The sequence below is a fragment of the Kineococcus mangrovi genome, assembly GCF_041320705.1.
GTDB lineage: Bacteria > Actinomycetota > Actinomycetes > Actinomycetales > Kineococcaceae > Kineococcus > Kineococcus mangrovi.
In genome coordinates, this window is sequence record NZ_JBGGTQ010000001.1 from 416,649 (window position 1) to 439,531 (window position 22,883).

Sequence of the window (22,883 nt, forward strand, 5' to 3'; positions counted from 1 at the left end):
CGGGACGTCACCCGAACACCGTCCGCACCCAGTCGACGAGGACGGGCTGCGGCGCGAGCGCGTCGTCGAGCACGGGCAGCAGGCCCCACTTGTCGAAGGCCGTGCAGGGGTGGGAGATCCCCAGCCGCAGCACGTCCCCGACCCGCAGGTCGACGTCGTCGCCGAACCGGACGAACGCGTGCTGGTCGTTCAGGGCGCTGACCGTGCACCCGGCCAGGTCCTCGGTGGCGCCGTCCCCGCCGCGGCGGACGGCCTGCACGACGGGCAGCCCCTCGTCGAAGGGCAGGTCGCGCTTGCCCGCGTCGGCCAGGGCCAGCCCGGGCTCGGGGCGGGAGACGACGCGCGCCCACCCGTGCAGCGCCGAGCGCAACCCACCGGACCGCACCCGGTTCACGGGGGTGACCTCGCGGTAGAACCCGTCGTCGTGCCCGACGTAGGCCCCCGAGCGCAGGACGACCCGGACCCCGTCGGCGGGGGCGTGCAGCCCGCCCAGGCCGTCGACGACGACGTCGTAGTAGGCGCTGCCCCCCGCGGACACGACGAGACCGCCGGGGACGTCCGCGGGGTAGACCCCCTCCCCGGCCAGCCTCCGGTGCAGCGCGGCGAGGTCGGCGACCCAGGACCGCACGGTCCCCAGGCTCTCACCGGAGGCGTCGTGGGCGAAGGCGCCCTCGTACCCGGCGACCCCGGCCAGGCGCAGCCCGGGCGTCGCGCGGACCGCCCGCGCGACGTCGGCGGCGGCGTCGAGGGACCGGGCACCGGTCCGGCCGCCGGCCCCGCCGAGCTCGACGAGCACGTCGAGGGGCTGGGCGGCCTCGCGCACGTGCGGGGCCATCTGCTCGACGACGTCGACGCCGTCGGCCCAGACGAGGACCCGCCCGGACCGGGGCGCGGACAGCCACCGCAGCACCGCGGGGTCGAGCACGGGGTAGGCCGCCTGCACCCAGTCCACGCCCTCGCGCAGGGCGACGGACAGCTGCCAGGGCGTCGCGACGGTGAGGCCGATCGCCCCGGCCGCCAGCTGCTCGCGCCACAGCGCGGGGGCCATGGTCGTCTTGCCGTGCGGGGCGAGGTCGACGCCGACCTCGCCCGTCCACCGCGCCAGCGTGGCCACGTTGTCGGCGAGCGCCCCGGCGTCCAGGGTCAGCAGCGGGGTGGGCAGCTCCGCCAGCCGGGGCCGGCGGGCGGTGAACTCCGCGGCGTCCTGGCCCCACGCCGTGACGGGCACGGCCTTGAACCGGGGGTCGAGGGGTCCGAGGTGGTGCGCGTCGTAGGCCACGAGCCCTCCCGCTTGCGTTGCACTGGACGCAACGGACGTTGCGCCCGATCGTCACGCCGTTCTAGCATCGGCTCGTGCCCCGGTCAAAGGTCCCCGCCGCGGGTGCGGTCGTCTGCGTCGGCGAGGCGCTCGTCGTGCTGACCCCCGCCGAGGACGTCCCCCTCGCCGACGCCGGGACCTTCACCCGCACCGTCGGGGGTGCGGAGCTCAACGTCGCCCTGACCCTGGGCCGGCTCGGCGTCGACGTGGCGTGGGTCTCCCGCCTCGGGGACGACGGGTTCGCCGACCACGTCCGCGACCTGGCGTCCGCCGCGGGCATCGACGTCAGCGCCGTCGCGACCGACCCCGTCCGGCCCACCGGGCTGTACGTCAAGGCCCCCGGGACCGCGGCCGACGGGTCGCGCCGCTCACGCATGCACTACTACCGCAGCGGGTCGGCCGCCTCGGCGCTGCGTCCCGCCGACCTCGAGGACCCGGCCGTGGCCAGGGTCCTGGACCGGGCCGGCGTCGTGCACGTCAGCGGCATCACCGCCGGGCTGTCCGACTCCGCGGCGGCGTTCTGCACGGCGCTGGCGGCCCGCGCCCACGCGGCGGGGACGACGCTGTCGGTCGACCTGAACCACCGGCCGGTGCTGTGGCGCGACTGCGACGACACCCCGCTGCGGGCCCTGGCCGCCGCGGCCGACGAACTCCTGCTGGGCGCCGACGAGGCCCGCGCGGTGTTCGGCACCGACGACCCCGCACGGCTGCGGGAGCGGTTCCCCCGCGCGCGGCGGATCCTGCTCAAGCAGGAGGAGCACGGGGTCCTCGTCCTCGAACCCGGCGCCCCCGACCGCCACGTCCCCGCGCTGCCCGTGGAGGTGGTCGAGCCCGTCGGCGCGGGCGACGCCTTCGCCGCCGGCTACCTCGCCGCACGGCAGCGCGACCTGCCCGTCGACGACGCCGTCGCCTTCGGGCACCGTTGCGCCGCGGCGGCTCTCGTCGTCCGCGCGGACCGCCCGCTGGATGTGCCGGCCCTGTGAGCCAGAGCCTCCTGCGGGCCCTGCACGTGCTCGACCTCCTCGCCGCCGGCACCGGCACCCTCGGCGGTCTGGCCGCGGCGACGGGCACCCACAAGAGCACCGTGCTGCGCCTGCTGCGCGACCTGGAGGAGACCGGGTTCGTCCACCGCGGCCCCGGGCACCGCTACGTCCTCGGAGCGCACCTGTACCGGCTGGCCGACGTCGCGCTGGAGCACCTCGACGTCCTGCGGGCCGCGGCGCCGCGGCTGCGGGCGCTGCGCGACGAGGTCGGGCAGACCGTCCACGTCGCCGTCCTGGACGGTCACGGCGGGCGCTCCCGGGCCACCTACGTCGACAAGCTGGAACCGCGGGACGCCCCGGTCCGGATGGCCTCGCGCATCGGTTCGGCCGCTCCCCTGCACTGCACCGCGGTGGGCAAGGTGCTGCTCGCGGGACTGTCGGCCCTCGACCGCGCCGAGGTCGTCGCCGCGCTGGACCTGGTGCGCCGCACGGACAACACGCTGGTCGACCCCGGGCGGTTCCTCGCCGAGCTGCAGGACGTGGCCGACCGCGGCTGGGCGCAGGACCACGCCGAGAACGAGACGTTCGTGAACTGCGTCGCGGCCCCGGTCACCGGACCGCGCGGCGAGGTGCTCGCCGCGGTGTCGTTGTCGGTGCCCGACGTCCTGCTGCCGCACGAGGCCGTCCTGGGCCTCGTGCCCCCGCTGCTGTCCGCGACCGCGGACATCGCCCGCGACTGCGGGTTCGGCACCACCCCAGCACCCCACGGAGGAGTTCCCCGGTGAACCAGCTCAAGACCGCCGTCAGCACGACCGACGCGCCCGCACCCGCGCACACGTTCTCCCAGGGCGTGCGCAAGGGCCCGCTCCTGCAGGTCTCCGGCCAGGGCCCGGTGGACCCCGCGACCGGGGAGTACCTGCACCCGGGCGACGTGGGGGCGCAGACCCTGCGGACCCTGCGCAACGTCGAGGCCGTCCTGCGCGCCGGCGGGGCGAGCCTGGAGGACGTCGTCGCGCTGCGCGTCCACCTGACGACCCGCGACGACTTCGCGGCGATGAACGAGGCCTACGGCGAGTTCGTGACCCGGAACTGCCCGTCCGGGGTGCTGCCGGCCCGCACCACCGTCGTGACGGGGCTGCCGCGCGAGGAGATGCTCGTCGAGATCGACGCCCTCGCCGTCCTGGGCTGAGGAACCGCCGGGGAACCGCCGGGAACCTCAGCCCAGTTCCACGACCGCCTCGGCCAGGCCCTCGGCACGGGCCCAGGCCACGGCCTGCTCCGCGGGCAGGGGCCGGGCGAAGAAGAACCCCTGCAGCTCGTCGCAGCCCAGCGCGCACAGGCGGTCCGCGGCCGCCACGGTCTCCACGCCCTCGGCGACGACGGCCAGGCCGAGCCGGTGCGCGAGCGCGATGACCGAGGAGACGATCACGTCGTCCTCGGGGTGGGCGACGAGCTCGCTGACGAACTGGCGGTCGATCTTCAGCTCGTGCACCGCGAGCCCGCGCAGGTGCACCAGGCTCGTCGAGCCGGCGCCGAAGTCGTCGACCGCGACGCGCACACCGCGCTCGCGCAGCCGGGCGACGGTGGCACGCGCCCCGGCCGGGTCGTGGATGATCGCCGTCTCGGTGATCTCCAGGACCAGGTCGGCGGGCTCCCAGCGGGTCAGGGCGAGCGCCTCCTCGACGATGCCGAGCAGACCGGTGTCCAGGCTCACCGCGGAGACGTTCACCGCCATCGAGGTCCGCACCCCCTGCGCCCGCCACGTGGCGGCCTGCCGCAGCGCGGTGATGAGCACCCAGCGGGTCAGGGCGTGGATCAGGTGCGTGCGTTCGACGTACGGCAGGAAGTCGGCGGGCAGCAGCAGCCCGCGCGTGGGGTGGTCCCACCGGACGAGGGCCTCGAAACCCAGCAGCCGGCTGCCGTCGCCGGACACCTTGGGCTGGTAGTGCAGGGTCAGCTGGTCGGAGTCCATGGCCCCGCGCAACTGGCCGAGCAGTTCCAGCGCGCCGGTGGAGCGGGGGTCGCTGGCGGCGTCGTAGCGCAGCACCCCGGCGCGGGCGCGCTTGGCCGCGTACATGGCGATGTCCGCGCGCTGCAGCAGTTCCCCCAGGGAGCGGCCGTCGGGTCCGGACTGCGCCAGGCCGATGCTGCCCTGCAGGTCGATCGGCACGACACCGGCGTGCAGGTCCCCCACCGCGAGCGCCGCGAGCAGCCGCTTGGCGAGGACCTCCAGCTCGCCGTCGCGCGGGTCCGGGACGAGGACGGCGAACTCGTCCCCGCCGAGCCGGGTGATCGTGCCGCGGTCGGCGAGCGTGGCCGACAGGACGCGGGCGACCTGGACGAGGACCTCGTCCCCGGCGGCGTGGCCGAGGGTGTCGTTGACGTCCTTGAACCCGTCGAGGTCCAGCAGCAGCAGGCCGAGGCTGCCCTCGCGGGCCAGGAGGGGGTCGGCGGTCTCGTGCAGGGCGCGGCGGTTGCCCAGCCCGGTGAGGGGGTCGGTGCGGGCGAGGTCGGCGCGGACGCGGTCGCGCTGGCGCACCAGGACGGTCAGCACCACCGCCGAGACCACCGAGACCAGGACGGCGACGACCCAGGCGGCGGAGGCGGCACTCACGCCCGCCCATCGGCAGGTCCGGCGCCCGACCTGAGCAGCTGAACCCGTTCGGGCCTCAGGCGGTCGGGGGGACGCTCCAGCGGTCCAGCACGGGGCGGCCGTGCTCGTGCCCCAGTTGGCCCCACGTCCCGGCCTCGAGCGCGAAGAGGGCACCGGCCGTGGGCGACAGGCCCAGCCAGGTGGCCAGGAGGATCCGCAGGAAGTGCCCGTGCGCCACCAGCACCACGTCCGGCCCGTCCCCGCCGTCGCTCCCGTCGCCGGTGAGGGCCTCGGCGCGGCGCAGGACGCTGCGGGCCCGGCCGGCGACCTGGTGGACGGTCTCGCCCGGGGTGTCCCCGGGGACGACGCCGTCGTGCCAGACGGAGAAGGAGCGGCCCAGCTCGGCGGAGATCTCGCTGGTCGTGCGCCCCTCGTAGGCGCCGTAGTCCCACTCGACGAGGTCCTCGTCGACCCGCAGGCCGCCGGGGGCCGCGGCCAGGCCGGCCAGCTCCGCGGTGCGCCGGGCCCGCTGGCGGGGGCTGACGAGGACGGCGGCGAGGTCGCGACCGGCGAACACGGGGGCCAGGCGGCGGGCCTGGTCCTCCCCCACCTCCGTCAGGGGCACGTCCGTGGTGCCGGTGTGCTGGCCGGACAGGCTCCAGGCGGTCTGACCGTGGCGGACGACGAGGATCGGCACGCCAGGAGGCTAGCGTTCGGCCGGTGACGCAGGCGACGGCAGGCCCGGTGGACGGCCCGGTGGCGCGGCGCGAGCGCATCGCGGCGCTCGTCGCCGCCCGCGGCACGGCCCGGGTGGCCGACCTGGCGGCCGAGCTGGGCGCGGCCCCGGTGACGGTGCGCCGGGACGTGGAGGCGCTCGCGGCGGCCGGGCGGCTGCACCGGCGGCACGGCGTGGTCAGCGCCGCGCGGCCGGACGCCCCGGCGCTGGGGCGCGTCGTGGCCGTCGGCGAACCGAACGGCTACCTCGGGGTCATCCTGCGCGGGGCCGACGCCGCCGTCGCCGCGCACGGCGGCCGGTACGTCCTGGAGGTCGCCCGCGACGGGGCGGCGGCCGCGGCGGCGGTGCGCCGGGCGCTGCGGGCCCCGGACCTGGCCGGGATCCTCTACGCCCCGCGCTGGCGCTCGGTCGAGGAGGTCGCGGCGGACCCGCTGGCCGGGGTGTGCCCGCCGGAGGTGCCGCTCGTGCTCGTCGAGCGGTTCGCCCCGCGCGGGTCGGCGCTGGCCGGCCGGGACGCGGTGCGCAGCGACCACGCCACGGGGGTGCACCTGGCGCTGTCGCACCTGCGGGCCCACGGGCACCGGCGGATCGTCGCCTTCTGCCGGGACGACTCCCCCTCCGCGCGCACCGTGCGGGGCTGCTTCCGCGACGCGCTGCGCTCCCTCGGGCTGCCCGTCCTGTCCGCCCCGCTGCTGAGCTGCGACGGCGCCGACGCGGCGCACGGCGCGCAGGCGCCGGACCCGGCCGAGGCCGTGCGGCGGCTGCGGGCGACGGCCGTCCTCGTGCACTCCGACGCCGACGCGCTGTCCCTGGTCCCCCGGCTCGCCGGGGCCGGGCTGCGGGTGCCCGACGACGTCAGCCTCGTCGCCTACGACGACGTGGTGGCCGGGCTCGGCGACGTGCGGCTGACGGCCGTGGCCCCGCCGAAGCGGGAGGTGGGCCGGGCGGCGGTGGACCTGCTGGCGTGGCGGCGGGCGTCCCCCGACGCGCCCTGCCGGCACCTGGAGATCGCCCCGCACCTGGTCGAGCGGCACAGCGTCTCCTCGATCGATCGATCGCGGACGAGCGATCGATCTTGACTGCTCCGGTGGCCCGCCGGGACAGTCCGCCCATGATGCGCGCCGCCCTGGCGATGAGCCCGCCCACCTACGACCGGATCGTCGACGGCCCGTTCCTGGACCGGTTGCACCGGTGCGTGGACCTGCGGCCGGGTGTGCTGACGGAGTTCTCCAGCCCCGCCGCGCTCGCCGCGCTGTCCGAGGTCGACGTCCTCGTCACCGGCTGGGGCTGCCCCGTCCTGGACCCCGCCGTGGTGAGCTCGGCCCCGCGGTTGCGGGCCGTGGTCCACGCCGCCGGGTCGGTGCGCGCGCACGTCACCCCGGCCGTCTGGGAACGCGGGATCGTCGTCTCCTCGGCGGCGGCGCAGAACGCGGTGCCGGTGGCGGAGTTCACGCTGGCCGTCGTGCTGCTGGCCGGCAAGGACGTCCTCGCCGCCGCGCACGGGTACCGCGCGCGGCGGTCGCGCCCGGCGACGCTGCCCGAGGGGCGCGGGAACTTCGGGTCCACCGTCGGGGTGCTGTCCGCCTCCCTGGTGGGCCGCCGCGTGCTGGAACTCCTGCGCCCCTTCGACGTCGAACCGCTCGTCCACGACCCCTACGTTCCGGACGCCGAACTGCGCGCCCTGGGTGCCGAACCCGTGGGTCTGCTGGAACTGGCCGCCCGCAGCGACGTGTTCAGCGTCCACACCCCCCTGCTGCCCGAGACGCGCGGTCTCGTCGACGCCCGGGTCCTGGCGGCGCTGCCCGACGGGGCGACCGTCGTCAACACCGCGCGCGGCGCCGTCGTGGACGCCGCGGCGCTGGAGGCCGAACTCCTGCGCGGCCGGCTCACCGCCGTCCTCGACGTCACCGACCCCGAACCCCTCCCGGCCGACTCCCCCCTGTGGGACCTGCCGAACGTCCTGCTGACCCCCCACGTGGCGGGGTCGCAGGGCAACGAGCTGCGCCGGTTGACGTCCGCGGCGGCGGCCGAGGTGGAACGGCTCGCCGCGGGGCTGCCGCTGCGCCACCCCGTGGCCCACCCCTCCCTGTCCCGCACCGCCTAGGGAGAACCCGTGCCCCTGCTGACCCAGGTCCCCGAGGACCGCGCCCTGTCCCCCGTCACCGGGTGGACCCGGGCGCACTGGCTGGCCGCGGCCGACGACCTGCTGCTGGCCGTGCGCCCCTGGGCGACACCGGGTTTCGGCCGCCTCGACCTGCCCGGGGAACCCGCGCGCGCCGGCTGGGTCTGCGACGGCCTGGAGGGTTTCGCCCGCACGTTCCTGACCGCCGCGCTCCGCGTCGCGGGCACCGGCGGTCAGGACCCGCACGGGCACCTGGACCACTACCGGCGCGGTCTGCTCGCGGGGACCCGGACCCCGGGCGCCGACGACGCCGAGTCGTGGCCGCCGGTGCGGTCCGCGCGCGACGGCGGACAGCCGATGGTCGAGTCCGCCTCGATCGCCCTGGCCCTGGACCTCACCCGGGAGTGGTTGTGGGACGGGTTGTCCGGGGCCGAGCAGGACCGGGTCGAGGACTGGTTGCGGGGCAGCCTGCGCCACGAACCCGCACCGAACAACTGGTACCTGTTCCCCCTGGCCGTGGCCTCGTTCCTCACCGGCGCCGGCCGCGGCGACGCCGAGACGGAACGCGCGGTGGACAGGGGCCTGGAACTCCTGGAGGGCTGGTACCGCGGGCAGGGGTGGTACTCCGACGGCGACGGGCGGGTGTTCGACCACTACGTCGGCTGGGCCCTGCACCTCTACCCGGTGCTGCACGCCCACCTGCGCGCCGACACCGACCTCGCGCAGCGCGTCGGCGGCCGGCTGCGGGAGTTCCTGGAGGTCTTCGCCCGCACGTTCGACGCGAACGGCGCCCCGCTGCACCAGGGGCGGTCCCTCACCTACCGGTTCGCCGCGGCCGGGTCCGTCGCCGCGGGGGCCCTCACCGGCGCCACGCCGTGGTCGCCGGGCGTCAGCCGGTCCCTGCTGTCGGGGGCCGTGCGCCACTTCCTCGACCGCGGGGCGAGGCGGGAGGGGTTGTTCGTCCGCGGCTGGTACGGACCGCACGCCGCGACGGTGCAGGACTACTCCGGCCCGGGGTCGCCGTACTGGCTGTCGAAGGCGTTCGTCGCGCTGCTGGCCCCCGCCGACCACCCGCTCTGGACGGCCGTGGAGGAACCGGTCCCGGCCGCGGGCCCGGCGCGCACGACCCCCGTGGCCCCCGCGGGCTGGCTCGTGCAGAACACCCCCGACGGCCTGGTCCGCGTGCACAACCACGGCTCGGACCACTCCCGGCCCGGGCAGCCGACCGGCGCCGACCCGCTGTACGCGCGCCTGGCGTACTCCACGCGCACCGGCCCGACGTCGGCCGCGAACGTCGCCGACAACACCGTCGTGGTGCACCGGGAGGACGGGAGCGGCGGTCCGCGCGACGGCGTCCGGGCCGGGTTCGACCCCGTGGGCACGGGGGCGGGGTGGGCGGCCAGCCGGCACCGGCCGCTCTTCCCCGGCGGGCACCTGCCCCAGGCGCGGGTGCTGAGCGTCCTCGTCGCGCGCGGGGCGTGGGAGGTGCGGGTCTTCGCCTGGGAGGCGGTCCCGGCCGGCACCGCGGTCAGCGCGACCGGCTGGGCCCTGGCCGCCGCGCGGCCGGAGGACCTCGTCGCCGACGTGGGCGCCAGGACCGTCCAGGTGGCCGGCGCCGGGCTGCGCTCGGTGTTCACCGCGGTCGCCGGGTTCGACGTCGCCGACGTCGTGCGCGCCCCCGCCGGGACCGCCTTCGGCGCCTGGGCCCTGGTGCCGCGGCTGCGGGGTGCGGCCGGCGGTTCCCCGGCCGTGGTGAGCGCGGCGCTGTCCGCGCAGGACCCGGGCCCGGCACCGGACGTGGTGGTCACCGGCCGCGAGGTCTCGGCCGCGTTCGCCGACGGAGCCCGGTGCCGCATCACCCTGGCCTCCGCCGCGGGCGACGACCCGGTGGTGGAGTGGTAAGAACTGTCGCCGTGGAACCCTTCGCCGACGTGCTGACCGCCAACGCCGAGTACGCCAGGACCTTCGTCGACGACGGGCGGCCCGGGGTCGCCGGCGTCGGCCTCGCCGTCATCACCTGCATGGACTCGCGCATCTCGCCGCTGGAGATGCTCGGCCTGTCCAAGGGCGACGCGAAGATCCTGCGCAACGCCGGCGCCCGCGTCACCGACGACACCCTGCGCACCCTCGTCCTGGCCCACTACCTGCTCGGGGTCGAGCGCGTGCTGCTGCTGGCGCACACCGACTGCGGGATGACGAAGAACACCGACACCGACGTGCACGCCAAGGTGCTCGCCCAGGGCGTGGACTCGCGCAGCATCGACTTCCGCACCATCGCCGACCAGCGCGCCACCCTCGTCCACGACGTGCAGCGCATCCGGTCCTGGCCCTTCCTGCCCCCGCTGATGCCCGTCTGCGGCGGCGTCTACGACGTCCGCAGCGGGGCGATCGAGGTGGTCGTGCCCGCGGACGCCGCGGCCGAGGACCTGCCCCGGGCCTGAGGACGCCGCCTCGTGCCCGGTCCCATCCAGTCCATCGAGCGGGCGGTCGCCGTGCTGCGCCTGCTCGCCGGGGCCGGGCAGGGCCTGGGCGTCGTCGACATCGGCAACGCCCTCGGGCTGGCCAAGACGACGGCGCACGGCATCGTCCGCACGCTCGTCGACGCCGGGCTCGTCGTCCAGGACGAGGACGGCGACTACCGCGCGGCGCCCGCGCTGTCCGACCTGGGCCGCCCGCGCATCGACGCCAACGACCTGCGCGCCCGCGCGGTGAACTGGGCCGACTCCCTCGCCAGCCGGACCGGGGAGTCGGTCCTGCTCGCGACGCTGTCCGAGGGGCGGGCCCTCGTCGTGCACCACGTGTTCCGCCCCGACGACAGCGCCCAGCAGCTGCGCACCGGGACCTCGCTCCCGGCGCACGCGTGCGCCCTGGGCAAGGTCCTGCTGGCCTGGGCCCCCGTGCGCCCCGACCGCCGTCGCCTCATCGCCATGACCGGGCGCACGGTCACCGACCCGGCCGCCCTGCGGCGCACGCTGGCCGCCGTGCGCGAGCAGGGCTGGGCCCTGGAGGTGGAGGAGGCCGCCCCCGGGGTCGCGGGCATCGCCGCCCCCGTGCGCGACCTCGGCGGGATCGTCGTCGGGGCGCTCGGCGTCGACGGCGACGTCGACCGCGTCGTCGACGTGCGCGGGCGCCCGCGGGCCGGGCTCGTGCCAGCGGTGCGGCAGGCCGCCCGGTCGATCTCCCGCGGCCTCGGCGCGCGCGAGCGGTGAGGACCCGTCGGGCGGGACCCGTCGGGCAGGATGACGCCGTGAGCGACCACCGACCCGAGCACCAGGGGTACGTCGTCGCCGTCGACCAGGGCACCACCTCGACCCGGTGCATCCTGTTCGACCACGCGGGCCGGCTCGTCGCGGTCGCCCAGCGCGAGCACCGCCAGCACTACCCCCGCCCCGGCTGGGTCGAGCACGACGCCGCGGAGATCTGGCGCAACGTGGCCCGGCTCGTCCCGCAGGCCATGGCCCAGGTCGAGGCCACCCCCGCCGACGTCGTCGCCGTCGGCATCACCAACCAGCGCGAGACCGTCGTCGCGTGGGACCGGCGCACGGGCGATCCCGTCGGTCCCGCGGTCGTGTGGCAGGACACCCGCACGGCCGACCTCGTCGAGGAGCTGTCGGACGCGGCGGGCGGGGCCGACCGGTTCACCGACGTGTGCGGGCTGCCCCTGACGACGTACTTCTCCGGTCCGCGGCTGGGGTGGATGCTGCGGGCCGACGCGGGGTTGCGGCGGCGGGCGGAGGCCGGCGAGGTCCTGTTCGGCACGATGGACTCCTGGCTGGTGTGGAACCTCACCGGGGGCCCCGACGGCGGCCGGCACGTCACCGACGTGACGAACGCGAGCCGCACGATGCTCATGGACCTCACGACGCTGGACTACTCCCCGCAGATGCTCGAGGTGTTCGGCGTGCCGCGGCGCTGCCTGCCGCGGATCGTCCCGAGCTCGCAGGTCTACGGCCGGGCCCGCGCCGTCGTCCCGGGGGCCGTCATCGGCGCGGCCCTGGGCGACCAGCAGGCGGCGCTGTTCGGCCAGACGTGCTTCTCCCCCGGCGACGCCAAGTGCACCTACGGCACCGGCAGCTTCCTGCTGATGAACACCGGTGCGGAGATCACCCGGTCCTCGCACGGCCTGCTGACGACGGTGGCCCACCAGGTCGCGGGCGAACCCCCGGTGTACGCGCTGGAGGGTTCCATCGCGGTGACCGGAGCGCTCGTGCAGTGGCTGCGCGACAACCTCGGCCTCATCTCCACCGCACCGGAGGTGGAGACCCTGGCCCGCACCGTCCCCGACAACGGCGGCTGCTACTTCGTGCCCGCGTTCTCGGGGTTGTTCGCCCCGCACTGGCGCGCCGAGGCCCGCGGCCTGCTCATCGGGTTGACGGGCTACGTGACGAAGGGGCACATCGCCCGCGCCGCCCTGGAGTCCACGGCGTGGCAGACGCGCGAGGTCGTGGAGGCGATGGACGCCGACTCGGGGTTGCGGCTGAGCTCGCTGCGCGTGGACGGCGGCATGACGTCGAACAACCTGCTCATGCAGACCGTCGCGGACGTCCTCGACGCGCCCGTGGTGCGGCCCATGGTCAGCGAGACCGTCTCCCTCGGGGCGGCCTACTCCGCCGGCCTCGCGGTGGGTTTCTGGCCCGACCGGGAGGCGCTGCGCCGGCGCTGGCACCGGGCCGGGCAGTGGACGCCCGCGATGGGGCCGGAGAGCCGCGACCGCGGGTGGGAGGACTGGCAGGAGGCCGTGCGGCGCACGTTCGGGTGGATCCGGCACTGACGGCGCCGGCCCGGTGCCCGGGGGCCGGCACCGCTGCTGACGTGGACGGGGCCGCCGGGGTCGCGGTGCTTCCCGCAGCACCGTGATGCCGTCGAGCGCGGGGTCGTGGACGCGGTCGGTGTCGACGAGCGCGCCACCCGCTGCCCGGCGGACGCGGCGTGTCCAGTCCCCGGCACGAGCGGCCGCCTCCCCGCCTCCCCGCCGGTCCACCCGTCCGGGCGGGCGGCGGTGAGGTCACGGCTGGGCCCGCAGACCGGTGCAGGAACGCAGCGCGTCCTTCGCGGTGGTCGCGGTGGTCGCCGCGCTACCGGTCAGCGGCACCGGCACCCCGGCGTCGATCTCGGCGGGCGTCCACGTCGGGCGAGGCGGCCGGCCCGCGCCCAGCGTGAGGGTGAGGACCCCCGTGCGGGCAGCGGCCCCCCCGCGCGCGTAGAAGACGAAGTTGCCCAGGCCGTAGTCGACGTAACCGGTGCGCGACCCGGCGCGGGTGAACCCGGCCCCCAGGAGCCGGTGGGCGTGGGACCCGACCACCGCGTCCGCACCGGCGGCGACCAGGGCAGCGGCCAGCCCCTCCTGGTCGTCGGTCGGGCACTGCTCCCGTTCCCGGCCCCAGTGCAGCAGGACCACCACGGAGTCGGCGTCCCCCCGGGCCGACCGGACGGCGGCGACGAGGCGGTCGCGGCCTCCTCGGGTCTTGACCGAGGCCGTGCCGGCGTGGTCCGGACCGGCCGTCCAGGCGTCGGCGAGGGAGGAGTCCAGGACCTGGGTGGCGTCGAACACCACGAGCCGGTGACCGCGGATCGTCGTGCGCCACGGGGCGAACGCCGCCTCGACGTCCCGGCCCACGCCGATGACGGGTAGACCACTGCTCCGCGACGCGGCCAGGGTGTCGTCCAAACCCTCTGTCCCGTAGTCGAGACCGTGGTTGTTGGCCATGCCCACCACGTCGACGCCGGCGGTGCGCAACACGCTCAGGGCCCGCGCCGGAGCCTTGAAGGTGTACTGCTTGGCCGCCGGGGTGCCGCCGTCGGTGACGGCGGTCTCCAGGTTGACCAGGCTGACGTCGGCGGCCGACAGGACCGGGGTGATGGCCGCCAGCCCACCCGGGTCGAGGGCCGTGGCGCTGGACCCGGCGAAGTGCACGTCGCCGGCCACGGCCACGGTGATCTCCCCGGCCGGTGCGGTGCGGACCGCGGCTGCACCCACCCCACCGTGCACCGGGTCGGTCACGTGGGTGCACGCGGTCGACAGCCCCAGGAGCAGCACCCCCGGCAGCAACCTCGAGAGCAGGACGGAGGCGCGCGGGGTCACCGGAGCACCACGACCGTTCCCCGCGGCACGAGGTCGCGGTCCCCGGTCACGTCGACCGCGGCCGCCGTCACCGGGGCGGCGGTCGCCGGGACCGTGGTGCGCACCGCCGGCGGTGCGCCGCCGGTCGCGGGGGTGCGGGCACGGCGCCGGGCAGCGGGGCGCCGGAGGGGTCGGTGGCGGGGTGTCGTCATGGTCGGCGAGGGCTCTCTCGGGTGTCGTCCGGGTGGTGGGGTTCTCGGCTCGTGACCAGGACGCGCACCGGACCCTCGTCGTTGCACGCGGTCCGGGGCCGGGCGGTCCGGGTCCGGGCGGTCTGGACCGGGCGCCGGTGCGGGCACACCTCCACGGCGGTCGGTTCCGACGCCGGCCCCCTTCGCAGGCGGTTGCCGGGTCGTGGGACCCGGCGGGTTCACGACGTCGCCCTGGCCCGTTCGAGGACCGCCACGGTGACCGCCAGCAGCACCGCGCAGGCGAGGACCGGTCGCGGTGTCAACGCACCCGCCGAGGTGGCCACCGACAGGACGAGGACGACAGCACCGCGGGCCGCGGACAGTTCGTGCCGCAGGACCAAGCACCAGACGGCGACGAGGAAGACGGTGACGGGAAGCGTGATGACCGCTGCGGTCGCCGTCGACGACAGCTCGCCGTCCCCGCCCCGGTGGTCGATCACCACCTCGACCCCGGCCGACAGCGCTCCAGCCGCACCGAAGACGAAGTAGTGGCCGTACCCGTAGACGATCCCGGAGCGGACGCCGTCCAGCCTGCGGTGGTGTTCCCCGAAGAAGTAGACCCACCACAACCCGGCGGCGACCACGAAGGACGAGATGGCCAGCACCAGCAGATCACCGGGGTCGTGGCTGTCGTGGACGGCCTCGACGAGTGCGTTGACCGAGGCCAGGATGGACTCGCCCAGGACGATGAGGGTGAACAGACCGTACCGCTCGGCGATGTGGTGGGGGTGCCACGGAGTGCGCTGGGCCCGCTCGGCCCAGGCCGGGACCAGGAGTTCGACCGCGGCCAGCACCAGGAAGGTCCACCACCCTCCCTGGTCGGTCAGGTGGAGCCGAACGGTCCACCCCACCTGCACCACGGTGGTGCCGACGGCGTACCGCGAGGCCGCCGAGCGCAACGCCTCGTTCCCGCCGGCCGCGCGCAACCACTGCACGACCACCGCCAACCGCATGACGACGTAGCCGAGGGTGATCAGCGTGAGGTCGTGGTCCGCGAAGGCGTCCGGCACCCCGGCGGCCAGGAGGAGGACACCGGCCATCTGCACGAAGGTCAGCAGCCGGTACAGCCAGTCGTCCGTGTCGAAGGCCGAGGCGAACCAGGTGAAGTTCACCCAGGCCCACCAGACGGCGAAGAAGACCGCGGCGTAGACGACCAGTCCGTCCGCCACGTGTCCGCTCGACAGGGCGTGGTGCAACTCGGCCGACGCCAGGGAGATCGCCACCACGAAGACCAGGTCGAAGAAGAGTTCCAGCGGACTGGCCGTGCGGTGCTGTTCCCGGCGGTCTCGGGCCGAGGCCACCGGCAGCGGCCACCGTCGAGGGGTCGAGGCCCGGCCGTCGTGAGCGCCCGGTCGCAGGGGTGCCGTCATGGTGCGGTCCTCCTCCAGGGATCTGCAGGTCCGGTGGACCGGGGGTGGGACGAGGCAGGACCCAGCACCGCGAGGCGCTGGTGGAGCCGTCCCCGGGCCGCGGGGTCCTGGGGACCCGGTGTTCCGGCGCGTCACGGGGGTGCGAGTGGTGCTGACCGTTCCCCACCACCGGCAGCACCCTCACCCCCGTCGGCCCGGGCCGGGGGCGTCACGCCCCCGACGTCCCACCCCCGACCCGACCCCGGTCCCCTCCCCGCCGGCCCGCAGCGGGCCCGTGACGGGTCGACCGGTGCGCCTCCCCCGGACGCGCACCGGTGCCCGGGTCAGTCGTGCAGCGCACCACGCAGCACGGTCACGGCCTGGGCGACGGCGGCCTTCGCGGCGTTGGTCTCGTGCAACGAGTTCACCATGACGAAGTCGTGGACGATGCCCTGGTACCGGACCTGGGTGACGGGGACCCCGGCCTGCCGCAGCTTCGCCGCGAACGCCTCCCCCTCGTCGCGCAGGACGTCGGCCTGGGCGGTGACGACCAGCGCCGGGGGCAGGCCCTCGAGCTGTTCGGTGGTGGCTCGCAAGGGTGAAGCGGTGATCTGCGCCCGGTCGGACTCGCTGGTCGTGTACTGGTCCCAGAACCACTTCATGCCCTCGCGGGCCAGGAAGTACCCCTCGGCGAACTCGTGGTAGGAGGGGGTGTCGAAGGATGCGTCCGTCACCGGGTAGAACAGCACCTGCTGGCGGAACGTGACGTCACCGCGTTCCTTGGCCATCAGCGTCAGGGCGATGGCCATGTTGCCGCCGACGGAGTCACCGGCCACCGCGATCCGCGAGGCGTCCAGGCCCTTGTCGGCCCCCGATCCCACGACCCACTGCACCACGGCGTAGGACTGCTCGTTGGCCACGGGGTAGTGCACCTCGGGAGACCGGTCGTACTCGGGGAACACCACTGCCGCCCCGACGCCGACCGCGAGGTCTCGCACCAGCCGGTCGTGGGTGTGGGCGTCACCGAAGACCCAACCGGCGCCGTGGGTGTAGACGATCACCGGCAACGACCCGGTGGAACCGGCGGGTTTGACGATGCGCACCGCCACCGTGCCCGTGGGTCCACCGTCGACCGTGATCCACTCCTCGTCGACCTCGGGTTTGAAGATCGGGTCGTCCTGGACGCCGTCGACGGCCTTGCGACCGTCCTCGGGGGCCAGCTGGTACAGGAACGGTGGTTCGCTCGTGGCGTCCACGAACGCCTGCGCGGCCGGTTCCAGAGAGATGTTGTGCGGGTTGCCGGACATGCGATCCTCCATGAATTGCGGTGTGGGGTCTGATTCTGGTGAGAACCAGAACTACTCGGGGTTCGAGAGTGCGGTGAGATCCACGGTGCCGTGCCGTTCATCGCCCGATGGTGGCGGTGATCCAGGGCCGCAGGCGGTGGACGTTGGCGTACGCGGCGGTGTCGGTCCGGTCGGAGGCGGCCAGGATGCCCGCCAGCAGCGGTCCGCACGGACCGTCGATGGTCGCCGGCCCGCCGGAGTCTCCCCCGACGGGCAGACCGGTTCCACGACTGACGCAGTAGTCCTCGGTCCCGGCCAGGTAGTCGCAGCGGGTCTCGGTGCCGGCGATGATGCGGACCGATGCCGTGCGCAGGCGGTCGGACTGGCAGGTGGCTTCGTCCGGTTCGCAGGTGGCACCCCACCCGAAGACGGACAGGCGCGTTCGGACGGGGAGGTCGCGGTCCTGGCGCGAGCCGACGGCGGGCAACCGGATCGGTCTCGTCGTCACCTCCGGGATCTGGACCAGGGCGACGTCGGCGTTCGCCGCGAAGAACGTCCGGCCCGGTAGTCGGGGGACGACCTCGCCCTCGCGCTGGTCGAGGTTCCCGACCCGGAAGGTGATGTCGGAGTTGTCGAAACGGACGCAGTGCCCGGCGGTCAGGACCCATCGGCGGTCGACGAGGACACCGGTGCAGATGGGTTCGTCGTCCTCGTAGACGCGGACGCTCCAGGTGCCGGTGGAGGCCGTGGACCCACCGACGACGGCCTGCGCCGGCCCGGCACCGACGACGGCGCTCACAAAGGCGGCCACCAGCGCGAGGGTGGCGACGACCGGGGTCCAGCCTCCGCCCGGTCGCGGCCCGCGCTGCGCGGACCCGGCGGCGAGGTGCCCGGTCACGAGGTGCTCACCGGGGTGGCGTGTCCACCGACGGCGGCGAGGACGGTCGTGGCGACCGCTCCCGGGTGCGAGACCGCGATGGCGTGCGACCCCCCGGCGACGACGGTGGTCTCGCGGGACCCGGCTCGCTCGGCCATGAAGTCCTGCGCCTCGGCGGGGATGTTCCGGTCCGCGTCGCCGTAGATCGACCACGTGGGCAGCGTCTCCCAGGCGGGTGCGACCGAGAGCGCACCGGCCAGTGCGGCCTCGGTCACCGGCCGCTGCGTACGGGCCAGCACGGCCGCGACCGCCGCGGGTGCGTCCCCGGCGAACTGGCCGGGGAACTTCGCCGGGTCGATGCGGAACTCGACACCCCCCTCGGCCAGCGGGTAGCTCAGCAGGGTGTGACCCAAGGTGCTGCCGGAGTAGCGCCCGGACAGCTCCAGGGCCGTCTCACCCGTCATGGGGACGAACGCCGCGACGTAGACCAGGGCAGTCACGCGGTCCAGGGCCGCGGCGGCCTCGGTGATGACCATCCCGCCGTAGGAGTGCCCGACCAGGACGACCGGACGGTCGAGCCCCCGCACCACGTCGATCAGGTAGGCCGCGTCGGCAGGCACCGACCGCAGGGGATTGGCGACCGCGACCACGTCGACCCCGCGCTCCTGGAGGATCTCGATGACGCCCGACCAGCTCGAGGACTCGGCGAAGGCCCCGTGGACGAGGACGACGGTCGGGTGCGGCGCGGCAGGGGCGGTTTCCGGCGTGCTGGACAAGGGTTCTCCAAGTGGCGTGGTGGTGCTGGGCGGGCAGGGAGGGGACGGGTCAGCCGTTCAGCGCAGTGAGGATGAGGTCCACGACGACGTCGGGGTGGGACAACATGACCAGGTGCGAGGAGTCGACCTCGACGGCCGCGATCCCGGCCCGCCGGTACCCGTGGCGTTCGACGTCGGGGTTGATGGTGCGGTCGGAACTGCTGACGAGCGCCCACGCGGGCTTCGTCCTCCAGGCCGCCACCGGCGCCTGCTCCTCGAAGGCGGCCGCAGCCAGGGGCCGTTGCGAGGCGGCCAGGACGCCCATGAGCTGGGGGTCGACGTCGTGGCCGAGGACGTCGGCGAAACGCGCAGGAGCCACGGAGACGTCGGTTCCGGATTCGCCGCCGGGGAAGGGCAGCGGCGTGTAGACCAGGGCAGCCGGGAGGTCGGAGTCGGGGAACCCGCCCTGCAGTTCACCGAGGCTCTCACCCTCCACCAGGGCGTAGCCGGACAGGTACACCAGACCGGTGACGTTGTCCTGAGCGCCGGCGACGGTGATGACGGCCCCGCCGTAGGAGTGGCCGACCAGGAGGACGGGGCCGGGGATGGAACGCACGATGGAGGCGACGTAGTCGCTGTCGCCGAGCAGGCTGCGGTTGGGGACCGCCGGGACGACGACCGGGACTTCCCGTTCCAGGAGGCGCCCGGTGACCGGGGCGTAGCTCGAGGCGTCGGCGAAGGCGCCGTGGACCAGGACGACGGTGGTGCCGGTCATGGGAGGACTCCGTGGGTGAGATCGGTCGGGCGGGACGGGGGCGGTGCGGACCCGAGGGGTCTGGAAGGTGCGGTCCTGGACTCCGAGGCCCGCGGTCTCGTACGTCCGCAGTCCTGGTCCCCGGCCAGCGCGCGCGTGGGAGCCGACGCCGCAGGCAGACCGGGGCCGGGAACGTGGGCCGGTCGCGGTGGGTCCGTCGCCGCGGTCTCGTCCCGTCCACGAACCCGCGGGCGCCCCGGTGCGGGCGTCCCCCGCGGCGTGCCGTCGCGAGGCGCCGCCCCGGGGTGGGTCGACGAGGTGGTTCCACGGGGTGGTTCCACGGGATACCTCCGCAGTTTCGTGGACGGTGACGCCGCCGCCGCGGAGGGGCTGCCGCTCCCCGCCCCGGTGTTTCGGGCGTCTCGGTGTGCGAGTCACAGCCAACACGGTGGACGGCGCCGCCCGCCTCGCACGAACGTGCGATGTTTTCGGCTCGCGTGGACCTGGTCGGCGCCACAGCTCACCGCAGGGACCGTCCGGCCGGGGCGCGACCGCCACGCCCGCCACGTCCTCCTCGTCTTCCTCGTCGGCCACGACCGCATAACGGTCGGGAACCACCGCTGGCCGTCCGGTCCGGGTCCGGTCACGACGCGCCCCGCACGGTGATGATTGGACGGGTGCAATCCTCCGCGGATAACGTGCCGCGCACGTGGGGCCCGGGACTGCGTGGTGGTCGTCGACAATCTCCACGCGCACCAGGACACTTCAAGACCACTGATGTCGGTGGCGGCGATCCCGGGCCCCTCGCCGGGTGTCGGCCGCTGGTTCGGGCACCGCTGTCCGCACCGGCCGGGAGGACCGCGACGTCGAAAGGACGGGGACATGGGTCCGATCTTCGGTCGCGACGCGGAACTGCTGCGCGCCTCGGCCGTGCTGGCGCGCACCCGCCAGTCGGGCAGCTCGAGCCTGCTGGCGATCACCGGAGCTCCGGGGATCGGCAAGAGCGCCCTGCTGGACGCCGTCGCGACGCTGGCGCGTCAGCAGGGGTACCGGTCCAGTCGTGGGCGCGCTGAGGAGTCCACCCAGATCGTGCCGCTGGCGGCGTTGCTGTCGGTGCTGCGTTCTGGTCCAGATCCCCTCCTCGACGACCACGCCTTCGCCGAACTCGGTGAGTTGTACGACCGGCAGCCCTGGTTGGTGGAACGGTTGGCGGACGCCTTGGCCGGTCCAGCGGCCCACCAACCCCTGGTGGTCCTCATGGACGACGTCCAGTGGAGCGATCAGCTGAGTTCCTTCGCGCTCCGGGTGGTGACCGGCCGTCTGGCCACCCACCCGGTGTGCTGGGTCCTGGCCGCACGCACTGATCCGGGTGGCCCCCTGGAGCAGGTCCTCCACGCCGCCGGGCACACGTCGAACGTCTCCCGGATCGACCTCGAGCCGCTCGACGAACACGCGGTCCACGAACTCGTGCACCACGCGGTGGGCAGGGACGTCGACAGTTCTCTCGCGCGGCTCGTCCGGCGCGCGGAAGGACACCCGCTCTTCATCCACACCCTCCTGTCGAACTGGCGGGAGGAGACGACGGGTGGCGCAGGGTCCTCCGCCGGTGGCCTCGAACCGGCGGACGGGACCGTGCACGACCCGCACCCGAGCCCGCCAGACCCCACGAGGGCCGACGAAGTGCCGGGAGAACTCGTCTCGCTCGTGTCGCGCCAGCTCGAGTCCCTGTCCGGAGAGGCCGCAGACCTGGTGAGGACGGGTGCCGTTCTCGGCCGGCGGTTCTCCCTCGACGACGTCGCGACCCTCAGCGGCAGGACGGCGGCGCAGCTCAGCGGACCGCTGGAGGAAGCGGCGCGGGGGGGCCTGCTGGGCAGCGAGGACAGCGCGGTCGCCTTCCACCACGACCTGGTCAGGCAAGCCGTCTACGCCGGCTTGCCCGCCCCCCTGCGCTCGGCGCTGCACCGCGATGTCGTCGAGATGATGACGCTGCAGTTGAGGCCGGCGGCGCACATCGCCCCGCACGTCCTGGGGCAGCGGGTGCTCCAGGAACCAGGTTCGACCGGTCTGCGCGAACGCCAGGTGTCGGCCAACCTGCTGCGGGCTGCAGCAGCCGAGGTGTCACGTTCCACGCCTGCGGCTGCTGCCCAGCTCCTGCACGAGACGCTGCTGCTGCTGCCTGCTGACGACGAGGGACGCTTCGACATCGGTCTGGAGGCGTTGGACGCGACCATCGCGGGCCTGCAGATCGAGATGGCCGTCGACCTCGGTCGCAGGTTGCTGGAGGAGGCCGTCACGGCTCACGAGGCAGGACGCGTGTGGTTGCGGTTGGCGGGCCCCCTGACCACGCTGTCCCAGGACGGCGAACTGCGGACCGGCACCGCTGACACGCTCGCGAACTTCCCCCCCGACGACCGCAGTTCGATCCGGCTGCAGCTGCGAGCCGTCCACGCACGTGCAGGCAGCAGGACGGCCGAGGGTTCCGCCGCCGAGGAGGAAGCACGCGACGTCCTGCGCATCGCGACGCGCGACAGCGACACCGGGGCGGCCGAGTCGGCCTTGCTCGCCCTGGCCGAGGCTGCTGCCTGGCGCGGGTGCCACCAGGAGGCCCTCGCTCCTGCACGGAAAGCCCGGCAACGTCACGGCGGCCCGCCCCGATCGTGCGAGATCGCGGCCCTGACCGGTCTGGAGCAGTACGACCAGGCGCGACTCCTCCTGGCCGAAGCCGCCGAGGTGCACCGGTCGGACACGTGGGAGACCCTCCCCGAACACGCCTGGCGTCGCGCCCTGCTGGAGCTGTTCGCAGGGCGGATCCCCCTCGCACGCGCCGAAGCGGAACACCTCCTGCACCTGGGGCAGGACTTCGAGGAGTTCGCCGTCTACCGCGCGGAGGCGCACGGCATCCTGGCGCGAGCCGCCGGCACCCGCGGTGACCCGCTCACCGGGCGACGTCACGTCGAAGCCGCACGCCGCCTGCTCGTGCCGGGGAACCACTTCCAACGCTTGACGCTGCACGTCGTGGACGGGCGCCTGGCCGAAGCCGCCGGGAACGACGACACCGCGGCGAGCGCTTTCGCGCGTGCGCTGCGCCTGCGGCGCGAGCACTGCCTCAGCGGCGCCGGACCCGACTACGACTCCGCCCCCCAGATCGTGCGGGTGGCTCTGCGGGCGGGAGACCGGGCCCTGGCCGAGGACGCGGCGGCAGGCGCTGAGGGGTACGCGTCCCGCAACCCGGGGATCCCGGGCATCCAGGGGATCGCCCTGCACGCCCGCGCCCTCGTCGAGCGCGACGTCGCCACCTTGCGTCGAGCGACCGAGGTCCTCGCCACCTCCCCCCGTGTACCGGTCTACTCCGTCGCCGCCGGGGACCTCGCCGCCCTGCTCTCCGTCACCGGCGAGCTGAAGGAAGCCCGGAGGGTGTGGTCCCTCGCCAGCCGAGCCCTGTCGGCCTGGGGGGCGAGCGATCTCATCACCGATCCACGAGCCGTCGCGCTGAGGTCCGGTCAGGGACGTCGTCGTCGGGCCGCCGGGACGACGACGGGCTGGGACTCCCTCACCGCCGCCGAAGCGCGGGTCGCCGACATCGTCGGGCGAGGAGGCACCAACCGCTCGGTCGCCACCGAACTCAGCGTCTCACCGCACACGGTGAGCACCCACCTGCGCTCGGTCTTCGTCAAACTCGGTTTGAACTCGCGGGTCCAGCTGGCCCACGTGGTGGCCGAACGCGGCCGCACGCCACCGGTGGCGCCCCACTGACGAGGCGGCACCACCGGCTCGTCCACACCCCCTCGCACCTCCTCG

The 22,883-nt window shown here is 75.0% G+C and carries 19 protein-coding genes; 10 read left to right on the forward strand and 9 right to left on the reverse strand.

The window, feature by feature from the left end; all coding sequences use genetic code 11:
• Nucleotides 1–7: 7 nt before the first annotated feature.
• Nucleotides 8–1,279: a type III PLP-dependent enzyme domain-containing protein gene (locus AB2L28_RS01940; RefSeq protein ID WP_370717026.1), complete on the reverse strand. Its 1,272-nt coding sequence runs from the start codon at nucleotides 1,277–1,279 to the stop codon at nucleotides 8–10.
• 74 nt (nucleotides 1,280–1,353) lie between these two features.
• On the opposite strand from AB2L28_RS01940, the gene AB2L28_RS01945 reads away from it, so the two are divergent.
• Genes AB2L28_RS01945 through AB2L28_RS01955 form a run of 3 tightly spaced genes read left to right on the forward strand, consistent with a single transcriptional unit; the run spans nucleotide 1,354 to nucleotide 3,490 of the window.
• Nucleotides 1,354–2,301 (forward strand): sugar kinase, encoded by a 948-nt coding sequence (locus AB2L28_RS01945; protein ID WP_370717027.1) that lies wholly within the window; start codon nucleotides 1,354–1,356, stop codon nucleotides 2,299–2,301.
• Nucleotides 2,298–3,086, forward strand: a complete 789-nt coding sequence (locus tag AB2L28_RS01950) for an IclR family transcriptional regulator (RefSeq protein ID WP_370717028.1) — start codon at nucleotides 2,298–2,300, stop codon at nucleotides 3,084–3,086. The genes AB2L28_RS01945 and AB2L28_RS01950 overlap by 4 nt, the downstream gene beginning before the upstream one ends.
• Complete coding sequence (locus AB2L28_RS01955; protein WP_370717029.1) at nucleotides 3,083–3,490, forward strand: RidA family protein; 408 nt, start codon at nucleotides 3,083–3,085, stop codon at nucleotides 3,488–3,490. The genes AB2L28_RS01950 and AB2L28_RS01955 overlap by 4 nt, the downstream gene beginning before the upstream one ends.
• A gap of 27 nt (nucleotides 3,491–3,517) precedes the next feature.
• Here the strand turns inward: AB2L28_RS01955 and AB2L28_RS01960 are convergent, their stop codons facing one another.
• Together AB2L28_RS01960 and AB2L28_RS01965 are read right to left on the reverse strand one after the other, a co-directional pair.
• Nucleotides 3,518–4,915 (reverse strand): putative bifunctional diguanylate cyclase/phosphodiesterase, encoded by a 1,398-nt coding sequence (locus AB2L28_RS01960; RefSeq protein ID WP_370717030.1) that lies wholly within the window; start codon nucleotides 4,913–4,915, stop codon nucleotides 3,518–3,520.
• 55 nt (nucleotides 4,916–4,970) lie between these two features.
• The gene (locus tag AB2L28_RS01965; RefSeq protein ID WP_370717031.1) at nucleotides 4,971–5,591 is read right to left on the reverse strand and encodes a histidine phosphatase family protein; all 621 of its coding nucleotides are present in this window, start codon (nucleotides 5,589–5,591) and stop codon (nucleotides 4,971–4,973) included.
• Nucleotides 5,592–5,614: 23 nt separating this feature from the next.
• Here AB2L28_RS01965 and AB2L28_RS01970 point away from each other — a divergent pair, with 23 nt between their 5' ends.
• Genes AB2L28_RS01970 through glpK form a run of 6 tightly spaced genes read left to right on the forward strand, consistent with a single transcriptional unit; the run spans nucleotide 5,615 to nucleotide 12,523 of the window.
• A complete protein-coding gene (locus AB2L28_RS01970; RefSeq protein WP_370717032.1) occupies nucleotides 5,615–6,709 on the forward strand; it encodes a substrate-binding domain-containing protein in 1,095 nt (364 codons plus the stop codon).
• Between the two features lie 32 nt (nucleotides 6,710–6,741).
• A complete protein-coding gene (locus AB2L28_RS01975; RefSeq protein ID WP_370717033.1) occupies nucleotides 6,742–7,734 on the forward strand; it encodes a hydroxyacid dehydrogenase in 993 nt (330 codons plus the stop codon).
• 9 nt (nucleotides 7,735–7,743) lie between these two features.
• Nucleotides 7,744–9,654, forward strand: a complete 1,911-nt coding sequence (locus AB2L28_RS01980; RefSeq protein ID WP_370717034.1) for a DUF2264 domain-containing protein — start codon at nucleotides 7,744–7,746, stop codon at nucleotides 9,652–9,654.
• Nucleotides 9,655–9,665: 11 nt separating this feature from the next.
• On the forward strand, nucleotides 9,666–10,193 hold the full coding sequence (locus tag AB2L28_RS01985) for a beta-class carbonic anhydrase (protein WP_370717035.1): 528 nt from the start codon (nucleotides 9,666–9,668) through the stop codon (nucleotides 10,191–10,193).
• Between the two features lie 12 nt (nucleotides 10,194–10,205).
• Nucleotides 10,206–10,961: an IclR family transcriptional regulator gene (locus tag AB2L28_RS01990; RefSeq protein ID WP_370717036.1), complete on the forward strand. Its 756-nt coding sequence runs from the start codon at nucleotides 10,206–10,208 to the stop codon at nucleotides 10,959–10,961.
• Between the two features lie 38 nt (nucleotides 10,962–10,999).
• Nucleotides 11,000–12,523 (forward strand): glycerol kinase GlpK, encoded by a 1,524-nt coding sequence (gene glpK, locus AB2L28_RS01995; protein ID WP_370717037.1) that lies wholly within the window; start codon nucleotides 11,000–11,002, stop codon nucleotides 12,521–12,523.
• Nucleotides 12,524–12,757: 234 nt separating this feature from the next.
• Here the strand turns inward: glpK and AB2L28_RS02000 are convergent, their stop codons facing one another.
• From AB2L28_RS02000 to AB2L28_RS02025, 6 genes are all read right to left on the reverse strand, one after another.
• On the reverse strand, nucleotides 12,758–13,834 hold the full coding sequence (locus AB2L28_RS02000) for a CapA family protein (protein WP_370717038.1): 1,077 nt from the start codon (nucleotides 13,832–13,834) through the stop codon (nucleotides 12,758–12,760).
• Between the two features lie 409 nt (nucleotides 13,835–14,243).
• Nucleotides 14,244–15,434 (reverse strand): low temperature requirement protein A, encoded by a 1,191-nt coding sequence (locus AB2L28_RS02005; protein ID WP_370717039.1) that lies wholly within the window; start codon nucleotides 15,432–15,434, stop codon nucleotides 14,244–14,246.
• Between the two features lie 323 nt (nucleotides 15,435–15,757).
• A complete protein-coding gene (locus AB2L28_RS02010; protein ID WP_370717040.1) occupies nucleotides 15,758–16,720 on the reverse strand; it encodes an alpha/beta hydrolase in 963 nt (320 codons plus the stop codon).
• A 97-nt stretch (nucleotides 16,721–16,817) separates the two neighbouring features.
• The gene (locus AB2L28_RS02015; protein WP_370717041.1) at nucleotides 16,818–17,597 is read right to left on the reverse strand and encodes a S1 family peptidase; all 780 of its coding nucleotides are present in this window, start codon (nucleotides 17,595–17,597) and stop codon (nucleotides 16,818–16,820) included.
• Nucleotides 17,594–18,352 (reverse strand): alpha/beta fold hydrolase, encoded by a 759-nt coding sequence (locus AB2L28_RS02020; protein WP_370717042.1) that lies wholly within the window; start codon nucleotides 18,350–18,352, stop codon nucleotides 17,594–17,596. Before AB2L28_RS02020 ends, AB2L28_RS02015 begins: the two co-directional genes overlap by 4 nt.
• 49 nt (nucleotides 18,353–18,401) lie before the next feature.
• Nucleotides 18,402–19,106 (reverse strand): alpha/beta fold hydrolase, encoded by a 705-nt coding sequence (locus tag AB2L28_RS02025; protein WP_370717043.1) that lies wholly within the window; start codon nucleotides 19,104–19,106, stop codon nucleotides 18,402–18,404.
• An 861-nt stretch (nucleotides 19,107–19,967) separates the two neighbouring features.
• Between AB2L28_RS02025 and AB2L28_RS02030 the strand changes: the two genes are divergently transcribed.
• Nucleotides 19,968–22,838, forward strand: a complete 2,871-nt coding sequence (locus AB2L28_RS02030; RefSeq protein WP_370717044.1) for a helix-turn-helix transcriptional regulator — start codon at nucleotides 19,968–19,970, stop codon at nucleotides 22,836–22,838.
• Nucleotides 22,839–22,883 lie beyond the last annotated feature (45 nt).

Bases quoted from the DNA above. Each gene is read 5' to 3' on its own strand.
- AB2L28_RS01975 (WP_370717033.1), top strand. From the start codon at position 6,742: ATGATGCGCGCCGCCCTGGCGATGAGCCCGCCCACCTACGACCGGATC.
- AB2L28_RS02005 (WP_370717039.1), bottom strand. From the start codon at position 15,434: ATGACGGCACCCCTGCGACCGGGCGCTCACGACGGCCGGGCCTCGACC.
- AB2L28_RS02010 (WP_370717040.1), bottom strand. From the start codon at position 16,720: ATGTCCGGCAACCCGCACAACATCTCTCTGGAACCGGCCGCGCAGGCG.
- AB2L28_RS02025 (WP_370717043.1), bottom strand. From the start codon at position 19,106: ATGACCGGCACCACCGTCGTCCTGGTCCACGGCGCCTTCGCCGACGCC.
- AB2L28_RS02030 (WP_370717044.1), top strand. From the start codon at position 19,968: ATGGGTCCGATCTTCGGTCGCGACGCGGAACTGCTGCGCGCCTCGGCC.